Annotated in this window: 12 protein-coding genes; 1 reads left to right on the top strand and 11 read right to left on the bottom strand. The window is 47.2% G+C overall.

All coding sequences use genetic code 11. From position 1 onward, the window contains the following. Positions 1 to 70 precede the first annotated feature (70 nt). Entirely contained in the window at positions 71 to 214 is a 144-nt protein-coding gene (locus tag H509_RS27945) for a hypothetical protein (RefSeq protein WP_169450846.1), read from the top strand. Between the two features lie 69 nt (positions 215 to 283). Here the strand turns inward: H509_RS27945 and H509_RS0103775 are convergent, their stop codons facing one another. The 11 genes from H509_RS0103775 to fni all read right to left on the bottom strand — a co-directional run bounded on the left by H509_RS0103775 (position 284) and on the right by fni (position 13,766). After that, on the bottom strand, positions 284 to 1,471 hold the full coding sequence (locus tag H509_RS0103775) for a hypothetical protein (RefSeq protein ID WP_169450844.1): 1,188 nt from the start codon (positions 1,469 to 1,471) through the stop codon (positions 284 to 286). A gap of 133 nt (positions 1,472 to 1,604) precedes the next feature. Continuing rightward, on the bottom strand, positions 1,605 to 2,522 hold the full coding sequence (locus H509_RS0103770; RefSeq protein WP_028543892.1) for a hypothetical protein: 918 nt from the start codon (positions 2,520 to 2,522) through the stop codon (positions 1,605 to 1,607). Positions 2,523 to 2,777: 255 nt separating this feature from the next. After that, on the bottom strand, positions 2,778 to 3,560 hold the full coding sequence (locus H509_RS0103765) for a carbohydrate ABC transporter permease (RefSeq protein ID WP_036696186.1): 783 nt from the start codon (positions 3,558 to 3,560) through the stop codon (positions 2,778 to 2,780). A gap of 131 nt (positions 3,561 to 3,691) precedes the next feature. Further along, positions 3,692 to 4,585: a carbohydrate ABC transporter permease gene (locus H509_RS0103760; protein WP_028543890.1), complete on the bottom strand. Its 894-nt coding sequence runs from the start codon at positions 4,583 to 4,585 to the stop codon at positions 3,692 to 3,694. Between the two features lie 132 nt (positions 4,586 to 4,717). Then, entirely contained in the window at positions 4,718 to 6,067 is a 1,350-nt protein-coding gene (locus H509_RS0103755; protein ID WP_028543889.1) for an ABC transporter substrate-binding protein, read from the bottom strand. 116 nt (positions 6,068 to 6,183) lie between these two features. Then, the gene (locus H509_RS0103750) at positions 6,184 to 8,736 is read right to left on the bottom strand and encodes a glycerophosphodiester phosphodiesterase family protein (RefSeq protein ID WP_245595980.1); all 2,553 of its coding nucleotides are present in this window, start codon (positions 8,734 to 8,736) and stop codon (positions 6,184 to 6,186) included. Between the two features lie 57 nt (positions 8,737 to 8,793). Beyond that, positions 8,794 to 8,964 (bottom strand): hypothetical protein, encoded by a 171-nt coding sequence (locus H509_RS28130; protein ID WP_211234302.1) that lies wholly within the window; start codon positions 8,962 to 8,964, stop codon positions 8,794 to 8,796. Between the two features lie 158 nt (positions 8,965 to 9,122). Continuing rightward, a complete protein-coding gene (locus H509_RS0103745) occupies positions 9,123 to 9,959 on the bottom strand; it encodes an energy-coupling factor transporter transmembrane component T family protein (protein ID WP_028543887.1) in 837 nt (278 codons plus the stop codon). Beyond that, positions 9,952 to 11,664: an ABC transporter ATP-binding protein gene (locus tag H509_RS0103740; RefSeq protein WP_028543886.1), complete on the bottom strand. Its 1,713-nt coding sequence runs from the start codon at positions 11,662 to 11,664 to the stop codon at positions 9,952 to 9,954. Before H509_RS0103740 ends, H509_RS0103745 begins: the two co-directional genes overlap by 8 nt. 45 nt (positions 11,665 to 11,709) lie before the next feature. After that, positions 11,710 to 12,273, bottom strand: a complete 564-nt coding sequence (locus tag H509_RS0103735; protein WP_028543885.1) for an ECF-type riboflavin transporter substrate-binding protein — start codon at positions 12,271 to 12,273, stop codon at positions 11,710 to 11,712. A 422-nt stretch (positions 12,274 to 12,695) separates the two neighbouring features. Further along, entirely contained in the window at positions 12,696 to 13,766 is a 1,071-nt protein-coding gene (gene fni, locus H509_RS0103730) for a type 2 isopentenyl-diphosphate Delta-isomerase (RefSeq protein ID WP_036696024.1), read from the bottom strand. Between the last annotated feature and the right edge of the window lie 177 nt (positions 13,767 to 13,943).

Raw genomic sequence — 13,943 nt, 5'->3', positions numbered from 1 at the left:
TCTTCCCACACTAAAGCTAAGCGAGTCCGGAAGGGCTCTTGCTTAATCGGTATAGGAAAGGACCTTAACTATGGAAAATAAAACTCATCAAGGCAACTACGTCGGCTCAACAAATATGAAAGCCAAAAACCAAGACATGGCATTTGTAAACGATACGTTAGAACAGGCCAAAACAGCCGTCCCTTTTAAACAAAAGCCAAAAAAAAGCGATTAATCCTGTATAGAAAAAACTCCCATGTGGATTGCCACATGGGGAGTTTATTATCGACAAGCGCTTCACAAATTAAACTTTAAAATTCAATGGGTACAGCAAATGCTTCACACCATACTTGGAAGCGTTCGGTGATTCGATCTGCTGATGAGCGAGTACCTTTAGTGCTTCTCTTACTGCTGTACATTGCTCGTGAAATGCACCAACCGCTTCTCCGTCCAAAAACAGCGATTGCAGCATATTGTCTGCAATAAGCATCGGTCCATTCCAATTCCATTGCAGCCATTCTTCATCCCATTGCACTTCAGCTTGACCGCATTCCCACGTAATCGTCCGTGACCGCAGACGATGCGCTTTAACGGTCTCACTCAAACATTCTTTCCACCACCAAGCGCGCTGATCTCGTTCCCAACCCATTCTAGTCATAGCAATACGTGCCGCCTGTGCGCAACAAGCTGCTGGCGAACCGTCTGCCCAAGGGAAGGTCATCCGATCAATTCTTGGCAGTTCAACACCTCTTAGCAGGTGCGACCAATCGTGGGCTCTTACTTGCTGCCCTGCTGTCAAGCACATACAGACCGCCCGCATCGCTTCATAAAGGGCATCACTGTGCGCCTGCCCGAATGCAATAGCGGGATTGTACGGCTTTCCGGCTCTGCGGCGCCAATCGGTCAAGGCTAACAACCCATTCAATCGGATGCGTGCCGATTTGGTATGCAAGGTCGTCTCAAGCAGTCCGGCCTCAACGCGTTCATCCTCACATTGCAGCAGGTGAAGCGCGTAAATCGTCTGGACAGCTGTTGCCTCATCTTCTTCCAGAAGCACCAACAAATCGTCCAACCGTTCAATCATAGCCGTGCGCCACACTTGGTAGCGGCAGCTTGACTGTTGACTTGCAGCCGCTATAGACGGCGTAACGCCAAAATCAGGATATATATCCATATCCTGCACCATCAATCCTGTCATTCGGTTCAGCACATTAGCCTTGGCAACAGATTTATTACGGACACATAACAGGTCAAGCAGCGGATGAACCAAATAAGTAGCCTTGCTTTCGCTTGCTTCTTCCATACTCAAAAAGTCAAAACATTCTTGAACCGCTTCTGATGATTGTTCCCACGTACCATTTTCCATCACACAGAGCAGTTCCTGCAGATTAACCGCGGAATCGAATGTAAAGTACATATCGACTCGACTTGTTATGCCCATCAGTTCTAATCCTCCAGATGACGCGCCAACATGGCGTCGTGGTTTTATCACCCATTATAGCATGTGTATGTGGACGGTTCGCAATGCGATTCGAACATTTTTTGTATATTATGTTGCCAAACGGAGCAAAACAGCCCCAACCGTTACTGACTGAACGGCTGGGGCTGTGCTATTCTCACTTCTATTACGGCTGAACGACAATAAGCACCGCATTGCTTATCGCAGGAATTGATCTAGTTGTCATCAACGAATGGAAGCCTACCACCTTGACGCCTTTTGTAAGATCGCTTGTCTTAAGCTCTTGTCCGTATACATCCACGATCTTTGTCTCATCGGTTATGTTTAATATGATATCATTTTCCCGCTTATCATCAGCTTTTACGTCAATATGAACACGGCTATTGTCGCTTTCTTGCTTCGCTGATTCAGCGACCACACCTTCCACACGAGCCGTTTCGCCTAATACAACGATGCTCTTGGCACCACTCATTGGCGGCATACTCATCGTCATCATCGGACCGTACTCTGCTTCAATGCGCATGTTGGATTTCAGCGCGCTCTTATCCAGCTTTTTACCGGCAGCATCTGTAATAACTGTTTCATCCGTTACAGTAAGAATAACAGGGCTGTTTCCAACTACAACTAGACGGTTATCCTTCGCTTCCGCAATGACTCCTGTTGACTTAATCGCTTTTAGCTCCTCTACACGCTCGACGATAAATTTCGTTGCGGAGGCTTGTGGTGGGAGACTCTTTGTCATTGCGGGGCCATATTTGGCCGTTACTTTCCAGCCTTTCTCCAACGCTTCAATTAAGTCCGCCTTTTTACTATTCTGGTCTACTACTAAAGTATTCTTATTAAAATTCAGACGAATCAAGTCCTCATTTTGCTTGGCTTCGTTACTTGCAAACATCAGATATGCACCCTGTTTAGTGTGGACAATTTGTTGGATTGTCCCTGTGTTGCTTATCTCTTTAACCTGCTCTACCTTCTCGACAGGAACACTAGAAATAGGCTTTACCGCCTGAGCGCCTGCTGTTAACGGTATCGCTACCATAGCTACCAGGCTAGTTGTCACGAGAAATTTAGTCCATGTTTTCATTATTGTCTCCTCCTGTTTGTTCGAATGATAGTGGATATAATGGTAATTCTCATCCTTCTGCTACAGCAAAAAGAGAGAATAGATCACTTTGTCTTGCTTCATACCACCCCAGACGCCGCCTCGCCATAAAAGGTTGCACTCCTCGATATTTTTTTGAGAACAGCGCTCTATGTCTGCACGAATCCGATAGCTGAAAACCCCACCATACAAAGTATGATGGGGTCTATTAGGCAGCACGCTAGTACGTTGATCTCGTTAGCCTTTTATACCGGAATGCATAAAGCTACTAATAAATTGACGCTGGAAGAGCAGGAAGAACACAAGAAGTGGGGCGACAACAATTAGTGTGGCAGCGCTCACCTCCGACCATTGCGCTCCCGTTTCAAATGACTGGGCGAATATCGCCAAGCCAACCGTAAGCGGACGGTTTTCTACCGAGTTAGTGACAATAAGGGGCCAGAGGAAGTTGTTCCACTGATAGCTGACCGACACAACAGCAAAAGATACGTAAATAGGTCGTGTTAACGGCACGTAAATACGCCACAGAATGCCAAGGCGTGAGCTTCCTTCCACTACGGCTGCCTCTTCAAGTTCATATGGAACTTGCTTAAAGGCTTGCCGAAGCAGAAAAATTCCAAAAGCGGAAGCAAAATAAGGGAACATAATGCCAAGCTTCGTATCCAGCAGACCAAACTCTTTTAACACGTGGTAATTGGAGAAAATAAGTACATCTGCCGGCACCATAATTTGCACCAGAAACAGCATAAATAAGACTTCTTTCCCAAAGAATCGCAGTCTGGCAAAAGCATACGCCGCTAATGTAAGTGTCACAAGTTGAACAAGCAGCACACCACCTGAGATCGTTAACGTGTTCATATAATATTGAGCGAAAGGAGCCCCGTTCCATACTTTTATAAAATGATCAAACGTCCACTGCCAAGACCATACGTTACTAATGATGGCTTCCTTCGGTCGAAGCGCCGTCCACAGCACCCATACAAACGGGATTAGCCATAACACGCCAACTACCATCATCATAAACGTCCACAATGCTTTTAAAGCTTGACTGCGAATACGTTCGTTTCGAAGCTCGCGTTCGGAGCGCATTAGACGCGGCTCGGACCGGTTATGCCAAGGGGCGTCGATCGGTTCAGTCATGCAACACCCTCCTATTGATAATGAATTTTTTTGTCCCATCCGAAAAATTGCAAGGAAGACAACACAAGCAGCAGCACAATCATAACAACGGTCATAGCAGCACCCATGCCCTGATCATAGAAACTAAATGCCGTATCATAAATGTGGTATAACAACAAGCTGCTTGCATTATCAGGACCACCTTTAGTCATAATCCATAGATGATCCACAAGCTTAAATGCGTTGGTTAACGCCACAATGGCCACAAATAGTGTCGTCGGCATCGTTAATGGTATCGTAATACGGCGCAGCACCGTCCATACACCTACACCGTCTACCGCAGCCGATTCGTACAGATCCTTCGGTATGTTTTGTAATCCGGCTAAATAGAAGATCATAAAATAACCTGCCTCTTTCCAAATCAACATAACCACTAGTGCTCCCATTACCGTATCGGGATGACCAAGCAGACTCATATCAGATTGACCAAACCAAGAGGCAAATCTCGCAAGCAGGCCATACTGCGGCGTATAAATAAACAGCCATATATTCGCGACGGCTATCATCGGAATCATATTTGGATAAAAGTAGGCAAAACGTACGAATCCGCGGCCGCGCATGGCTTTGTCAGCAAACAGTGCCATCACAAACGCAAGTGCCATTGAAGTAGGTACCGTACCGATGGCAAACCATATATTGTTCGTGAACACTTTTTGGAACACGGCGTCCTGGAACATCGTTATATAGTTATCAAAGCCGATAAACACCGGCTTTGGAGTGGCCAAGTCCGATTGATGCAAGCTGAGCCATGCAGTCTTCAGCATTGGATAATAAGTAAACAAGCCAAGAAATATAAGCGAAGGCAGTAGGAGCGCCCAAGCAAATCCATTACGCTTCAACCGCTCGCCCCACTTAGCAGTCGTCATCGATATCGCCCCTTTACAACTTACAAAATATACGACTTTCTAACACAAACCGGCAGAACGACCTGTGTCGCACTGCCGGTTCGTCTTGACCTCGCTCACCCGCTGCCATCTGGCATGTGAGGAGGGTTGCTTTTACTTATTAAATGGAGCCAGTGCTTTGTCTGCATCTTCTTGCGCTTTTTTCAGTGCAGTGGCAGGATCTGTCGTACCTGTTAAAGCAGCTTGAATTTGATCAGTCAGCGCCTTGGACACTTTGCCGTTATTGTGGGTGGATAACTCTGCGTGTGCATGCTGCAATTGGTCACGAGCGACAAGCGCCTGCGGGAACTCCGCCGCATACTTTTTCATAAGCTCCGTTTCATAAGCAGACTTGCGTACGCCTACGTATCCGGTATCGATGCTCCACTGGGCAGCCATCTCTGGCTCTGTCATAAATTTAACAAATTCCCATGCTGCCGCTTGCTTCTTCGGATCGATATCTTTAAAGATGTAGAAGTTACCGCCGCCAGTAGGAGAGCCGTACTGTTTGCTCATCGGCAGGAAGGCAACACCGAAATCAAACTTGGCGTTATTTTTGACGTTAGTCAAGTTGCCTGTTGTATGAATCATCATGGCCGTCTTGCCTTCGATAAAGTCCGTTGGCACCGTTGCCCACTCAATTACGCCTTCTGGCATCACTTTATGTTTCTTAGACAAGTCGACCCAGTATTGCAATGCTTCAACGTTTTCTGGTGTGTTAAAAAATGCTTTTTTGCCGTCTTCGGACATCAAGTTCTGATTAACATCTTTCGCATTTTGCAAGGAGAACAACTGGAACATCCAATAAGCAAATCCAGAGCCTGGGATCTCAATGCCTTGACGGCCATCTTTTTTCAGCTTACTAGCGTACTGAGTAAGCTCCTCCCACGTTGTAGGCGGCTTCTCCGGATCTAGGCCCGCTTCTTTAAAAGCTGCTTTGTTATAATAAAGAACGATTGTGCTGCGTTGGAATGGAATGCTGTATGTCTTTCCTTCTACCTGAGAGTTCGCCATAAATGCCGGATATATATCCTCTTTATTAAAAGAGCTATCCTTTGCAATAAAGTCATCCAATGGTATGACTGCATTCGTATCCAGCATACTGAACAGTTCTGTTGACAGCATAACTGCCACATCTGGAGGCTGCTGTGCTTGAATTCCCGCTTGAATCTTCGTTGTCGTATCCGCATAACTGCCTGTGTACACCGAATTGACCTTAATGTTAGGGTGTTTTTGGGTGAACTTAGCCGTCATGTCTTCAATAACTTTAGTTAACGGACCACCAACCGCGATCGGATAATAAAATTGAAGCTCAATTGGCTCTTCTGCTGCTGGTGTCGTCTGGGCCGTTTCAGGCTCTTTGTTTGCACTCGTTGATGTTTCGGTTGTTTGTGACTTGGCACAGCCGAGCAGCATCGTGAAGCACACAACAACGAGCAGCATCCATTTTGCACGCATTTGCATCTGTTCTTATCTCCCCTTCTGAACTTCCGGTTCAATGATCTGCGGGCTTGTACGCCCTACCGTTCTAATGTAACGTTTAATTAATATCGTCATGTTATCGGGAGATGAAGGTTTCGTTAAGGCACAACCAGAACTTCAACAGGCGCACTTATAAACTGCCATGTTCCACCTGCGGCATGACCCGTTACCGCCGCCATCACAATCGCCTTCCCTGGACTACTGGCAATTAGCTCAGACAGCCCTGTCTGAGGATTCACTTGTTGAATTAGGGAATGGGCGGGCTGCACAACAATCCACTTTACAGACGCCGCCTCTGCAACAATCGCTCTTCCTTCTCTCGTATGCCGTTTTATAACGGGTTGGAACGTATGGCCCATCTTTAGCTCCAACTGATCTGCCTGCAATTGGACACGCACAGTATCTTCCTTTAGCTGGTGCAACAGGTCTGTAATAATTCCGTGAACACCAAGACGAATTAACTGCTTCATCTTGTTCTGATCATTAACCGTCCATGTCCAAAACGTAAGACCACGGCTGCCGCCATATGCGGCCAATTCGGGGTACATGCTTCCATAGCTTGGCGCTGACATGGATTGAAGCGCCGTATAATATTGCTGCTGCTTCATCGCCTTATCTAGTGCAGCACTCAAAGGAGGTGTTTGCGACTCGAGCAGCCCTCTTCCATAAGCAGGTTCTATATCGCGTACATAACGCAAATGCTGATCACTAAAGCTTTGGATCAAAACCTGAGAAGCTACCCCCTCCTCTTTAATAAGTTGAATAATCTGCGCCTCCAAACCGTCTTCCTTTGGTTCAGCCAGCATAATAACGGGGCGTCCTTTTAGCTGTCGCAGCGCCTCACGTAATGTCGGAATACGCTCTCCCTTAAAAGCCGATCCGAACCAGCTCCCTGCATCCAGCTTTTTAACTTCCTGTAACGTCATATTTCGCACATAACCTGTTCCATTTGTTGTCCGGTTAACTGTCTCATCATGAAGCAGCACCAATTCCCCATCGGCCGTGCGCCGGATGTCGTTCTCCATCACTTCGCTGCCGAACTGTATCGCCTTTTCATACGAAGCCAATGTATCCTCAGGAGCAATTTGTGGCGCACCACGATGAGCGATTAAAATGGGGCGATTGAGCAATGTATCTTTGGGATATATGCTCCAAGCATTGCTGACCTTCGCAGGCTGAGAAGTAACGATTCCCCTTGCCCCAGATACCAACGCGGCATGTACACCTAAGTCGCTGTTATCCGTAATTACCCAGGCAGCCAAACCGCGTACTGCCAAATAGTGCACGTTCTCCTGCGTAGATACAGCCTGTGGCAGCACCACGATGTTCGCACCGACCGAATGCGCATCCAGACTTATTCTGCCAAGCTGATCTTCTGTTAAGAGCGGGCTGTCTGTCACCGTATAAGCGCGGCGCAACTTCATATCTTTTTGTCGTATGCTGCGCAGTAATTCAAGATCCGAGCTTACTAGATGGGCATCCTGAATGCCTTCCTCTTGGAGCAGCTTTCCGATTGCTTGCGCTTCATAGGATTGCGCCGGTTCCAGCATAGGGATAAAGTTGCCCTTTAGCTTGTGCAGCACATCTAATAACAGTCCAATCCGGTAGCTGCCACTATACGCTGTCAGTTGCCCCTCTTCCTGCTTCACCTTCAGCCATACAGTAGTCGTGCCTTGATTTGCAAGCTTCATAAGCTGCTCCAGCGATTCAATTTCGGTTACAGCCACATCAGGGGTAAATATGAGAGTAGTGCTCGGCTTCTTCGGCTGATACGCCTTAGATTGGGAAGTAATAGGAGGCAGTAACGGGGGATTCAAAGTAACCTTCACATTGTCAAACTTAACTTGGACACCATTTGCCTGAAAACCTAGGCGGCCATTGGCGTGTTCGCCTGCACGGTCCGTATCCAGCAGCAATTCACCGTCCACGTATTGGCGCACTCGCTCACGTGATGCCACCACTTTCATATGATACGTTTTATTTATGGCAAATGACGTACTGTGGGACGTCTTCTCCCGCACGTCCCAACTGTTCTGAGGTGTGCGATACGCAAACTCGATGCCGTTAGCTGCGGTTGCGCCTTGGCGAAAAGCAAACTGATAATACGGATAATACCCTTGCTTCTGCGTAGGCTGAATCCGGTACATAAGGGATGCCCAGCGGCTAGGTTCGATCACACTCAGAAACGTCATATCCGCTTCAAATACGATGTTACCATCACCTTCCATGCCGGCCGGCAGCAAAATTCGTGCAGGACTGACGCTCGCAGATGAACGCCCAATTAATGCACCATTACGAACCTGAAAGTCGCCTTCGATCGTCTCCCAACCTATTGGAAGCTGGCCATCAGGAACGTGATCAAACGTCTCCACCATGTGGGGAGAAGGAGGCACTGTTAGCACAGACTTAGACTGTGCCTTGTAAGCATCCTCTATAAAATAAGTAGATTCGACCACCGTAAGCGGATCATGGTCTTTGCTTACAGCCACGCCTGCTTTTAATCCTTGCAATCCTTCGCTAGGAGCAGTGGCCGATTGCCCTGCTTCAGCTTCAGCCACAGACAGCCACCCCTTAGCATCATGAAATACGGTTAGGGACAGTACCATCAGCATGCCTGCAATTAGCTTACGTCTCATGTGACAAAACTTCATTTTAAACAACACAATTCCTCCTCTACCGAATGGATCAAGCAGATTCAATTGCTTGCATTAACGCTTCAAAAGCAGCACAAATGACACCCATTCAAGCGTATTCGGAAGCCTCCTGCCACAATAGCAAGTCTTAAATTCCCGATACACGCCAGAAGGGTGCTCCTGTTCTCGCCCCGTCTGCGACACCACCATACAGCATTTGAACTGCCAATACATCCACGTTATCATACAAAATCGAGATTCGTATCAAGTAGAATTAAAAACGATGTAAATCAAAAAAAGACCCTACACTGTCAGGCTGAACAACAGCAAGATGGCCAAAATCATCAACTGACTTTTTCGGCCTGCCTGCTATTGTTCGCATAACAAATAAGGTCTTGTTAACGTTAAACAGATGTAAATGGGTACCAGAACGTACCGAACCCGTTCATGCGTACAGCAATGGCAACTACCATTACAATGACACAAATGACGGCAATGCAATAGTCTGCTCGCTGCCATGCCGTCGCTGAAAACCAAGTCCGACGGCGATGGCGGCCAAAACCACGCAGGTCCATCGCGTTTGATACGGTTTCTATTCGATGTAATGAGGACTGCACAAGCGGTATGGCTATCGACACAAAGTGCTTAAAGCGTTCCCTATAGGAACCCTCTCCTTTGCCAAAGCCCATGCCACGAGCCTGCATCGCATTAGAAATGTTTCGAAATTCCGTCTGGAGATCGGGTACATATCGAAAAGCAATGCTAAATGCAAAAGCAATCTTGTAAGGTACACCAATGCGGTTCAAGCTGCTCGCAAACCGAGTCGGATGTGTCGTAAAAATAAACAATAACGTAATCGGCATCATCGACATGTACTTGAGGGTTAACGTCAGCACATAAAACACCGATTCCAATGTCAATACGTTGTAGCCCAAATTTAAGATGACGGTCGTCGTTCCCCATACTTTACTGCCATAAGCAGGCGTAATCAATAAAGTTAACAGGCAATTCATCAAATTAAATACAATCATCAACCATAAGAAGAAACGGATTCGTTTATAAGGCAGCTTTGCTGCAATGAGCAGTCCGATTCCAAATAGGAAGAGCGGCACAAAAATACGAATATCCTGAAACAGAAACACAAATACCGTCCAAACAGCAAACATAAACAGCTTTGCCGCGCCGTCCATACGGTGAAATAACGAGTCGCCCTCAATATACAACGTTCCGGACTTACTCATCTCGCTTCACCTTCTTCTCATGCTGAATAAAATGCCGTACGAACTGCTCCGGCTGCGCAACTCCCGTACTGCGGGCAAGCTTGCCAAGTGATGTCTCTTTGAGATTGGCCTGTGCAATGGCCTCGATATTGGTCAGCACTTGTGAAGTCGGGCCCTGTGCGATGCAGTGCCCATCATGAAGCACAGCAGCACGATCGGTATACTCCAGTGCCAAATGCATATCGTGAGTAATAAATAAAAATGACGTTCCTTGGTCTGACAAGGATACGATGAAATCCATAAACTCTGTATAATGCTTGTAATCCTGACCTGCGGTTGGTTCGTCCAATATCATAATCTCCGGTTGCAGCGCCAAAATAGAAGCGATCGTTACCCGTTTCTTCTGTCCATAACTAAGCGCAGAAATCGGCCAATTCCGATAACCGTACAAGCCGCAAGTACGCAGCGTCTCTTCTACACGAGCTGTTACCGCGTCTGGGGCCATTCCTCTCATACGCAGACCGAGACTAACCTCGTCTGCGATCATTTGCTGCGTAATCATATGGTTCGGATTTTGCATCACATAGCCGATATGTTCGCCGCGCTTTCGAATAGACCAATCATTAATACGCTCTCCACCGTAAAGCACATCACCTGACGAAGGTTTAGCGATCCCCGTAAACAAATGCGAGAGCGTAGACTTGCCCGCGCCATTGTTACCAAGCAAAGCCACACGCTCTCCACGCCCAATATGAAGCGATACCCCTTTAATAATGTCTCGTTCACCATCGTATGAGAACTTCACGTCCTGTAGGGCTAGAATAGGCTCGGATGCACTTCTAGCGGTTATGTCCAACTCTTTTTCTAACCATATGCTTAGACGTTCACGCACTTCGCTCCGCTCACTTAACAACTCCAACGAAGTTGGATGGTCTTCTTTAGCGAGCCCTACACCCGCGTATTTGAGCGCAGCAACATATAATGGTTCCCGCAAGCCATGTGTCTGTAACATACTGGAGGCTAACAATTCATCAGGCGTCCCTATCGCAACAATTTCACCTTCGGCCATCACAACGATCCGATCGATAGGCTGCTCGAGCACGTCTTCCACACGGTGCTCGATAATAATCATCGTCTTGTTGGACTTCTGGTGAATGTCCTCCATTAGTTCAATTGCTTTTTTTCCGCTAGCTGGGTCCAGATTGGCAAGCGGTTCATCAAACAGCAGCACCTCTGTGTCCATTGAAATGACACCCGCCAGTGACACACGCTGTTTCTGGCCGCCCGACAAATCGTGCGGGCTCTGGTTGATAAGTGGAAGCATATCAACCACCTGCAACGCCTGCTCTACTAGCGGACGCATCTCAGATTGGGGCATACATTCATTTTCAAATGCAAATGCAACATCTTCACCGACCGACAAACCGATAAATTGGCCGTCCTGATCTTGTAATATCGTGCCTACTGTCTGACTAATTTCAAATATGCTCAGATCAGCCGGACGTTTACCACGCAGCGTGTAGTCGCCAGTAATGGTGCCACCATACGTAAAAGGAATGAGCCCATTGATACAATGGGCTAAAGTAGACTTGCCAGAACCACTTGGACCAGCGATTAATATTTTCTCCCCCGGATAAATATCGAGGTTGATGCCTTTAAGCGTGGGTTCAGACAAGCTGCGATATTGAAAACTAAAATCTCGAAAAGAGATAATCGGTTGGTTCATCTATTCAATAACTCCTGTCGTTGTCATGCTGTGGCAAACGAATGCCTATTTCATTACTTTAAGGTTGGAGTTGCGACGGTTCAGCTTTAACAAGCCGAGCACAGCCGGAACACCTAACACCAAATGAACAATTACGTTAGAAACCGTAGCAAATCCATATTGTGCCCACATCTTATCTGGCGCTTCCCCGTACAGGTACACGTCGAGTATGCTAGACACACCAAAACCTACGGCAAGCGCCAAGCTGCCTGCTACCGCTAATGTAACGATATGGGATGTGCTTGAGCTTCCTTCATTTACATTAAAGGAACGGCTCATAGAAACAAGCCCCATTCCGAGACCCGTAACAGCAGAGCCTACCACCCACGTCCACCAGATCTGGCCGCCGCCCCACGTTAAGTCCGTGATGATGTGACCGATAAATCCACTAAGTAAGCCGACCACAGGGCCAAACATGGCGCCAAAGATGGTCAAGATCGCAATAGCTGGGCGAAGTGCCGTCTGAGCGATTAGTGGAATAGAAATATTGCCGAGCAAGCCGTATAAAGCCGCTCCGATACCGATAGCAACCACCGTCTTGGTGCTGAAGTTGAGAACTGACTGTTTCATCCCATCAACCTTCCTTCTATAAGTAAGTATGTATCGACGCTCGCTCGTTCGGTACCGAGGAATAAACCTAATACAAATCATAATTCCGAACGTTAGATTGTGATTTCAAACCTAATATAAAGGATTTTCCATTGTATGGGTACAGGTTTTATTTTCCATAATTAAATAAATATTTACTTTTTTCACGCATAATAGTCAAATACAAGCGTTTTCAGCACTTTTCGGCGCAAAAATAGTAACTCCGTCTAAGCGTAAAGGACGACGTTATAAAAATATGAACGAGAATAAGCGAACAATCGGCTGAAGTGGTCATGATGACTCAACTTTATAAAAATGCGCGGCCTACACACAACGCCTGAGACAAAGCAGCCACAGCAATTTTTAAGTTGCAACATACAAAACAAAGCTACTATTTGGTGCAGTCATCCCTCTTTAGTTAATCTGCTTGTCCCTCGCAGTTCACCTAACGATGCAGCACCAATACCAAACATAGCAATTTTGAGCTCCAGTTCGACCTGTTCAAGCATCTCATAAACAGCTTCATCTGTATGAACAGCCGACGTTAGCAGCGAGCGGCCATAACCAGCAAGGTTTGCGCCTAAGGCTAACGCTTTGGCAGCGTCTACGCCATGATGCAGCCCTCCACTGGCCACAAGTGCCATACCTGGCAGTGCCTCGCGTACTTGAATGATACTATCTGCCGTCGGGATGCCCCAATCTGCAAACGCCTCAGCTGCACGACGACGCACACCTGCTGTTGAACGCAGCTTTTCTACCTGACTCCAGGACGTTCCTCCCGCTCCGGCCACGTCGATAAAGGATACGCCAGCTTCTGCAAGCTGGCAAGCTGTGTCAGCCGCTATGCCCCATCCCACTTCCTTGACACCGACTGGCACACCCAATTGACTGCACAGCGCTTCAATCTTAGGCAGCAGGCGGGAGAAGTTAACATCTCCCTCTGGCTGAAATACTTCCTGCATCGCATTCAGATGCAGGACAAGTGCATCCGCCTCTACAATGTCGACTGCGCGCCGGCAATGATCAATACCCATTCCCATGTTAAGCTGCACAGCACCAATGTTGGCCAGCAGTGGAATGGACGGTGCCACGTCACGTAATCGGAACGTGTCAGCGACTGTCTCATCTTCAACCGCCGCCCGTACAGAGCCCACGCCCATAGCCCAGCCTCTGGCTTCCGCAGCAGCCGCAAGACGGCGATTGATTGCACCCGTCCCGTGACTACCACCTGTCATCGAGCTGATCAGAAATGGAGCAGCCATCGATTTGCCTAACCACTCTGTACGAATGCTAATATCATGAAAGTTGATCTCAGGCAATGCCTGATGGACAAACCGATAGTGTTCAAGTCCTGTCGTGATCCCCACACCATTTACTTGCTCTTCTAAGCAAATGCGCACATGCTCCGCTTTGCGCTGCGCGGTTACACTTTCCTGCTCATTTCCCTGTCTTCTATGTAGATCCAAATTGGACATATCAAGTTGCTGCCCCTTTCGAGGTTCTATACTTTCTATTTGCTCACGAAACCTAGTTTATGAGTTACTTCACTAATCATCAAGGTGTATTATGTGCAATCCACACCTGATCTATAGTAACGAACATGAACTGTAGTTGTAAACGGAACTAATCAAAATTGTAATAAATGATATAAC

Source organism: Paenibacillus taiwanensis DSM 18679 (assembly GCF_000425125.1).
GTDB classification, from domain to species: Bacteria; Bacillota; Bacilli; order Paenibacillales; family Paenibacillaceae; genus Paenibacillus_B; species Paenibacillus_B taiwanensis.
Note: the sequence above shows the minus strand (reverse complement) of the source record. Positions and strands in the feature narration are given on the sequence as shown.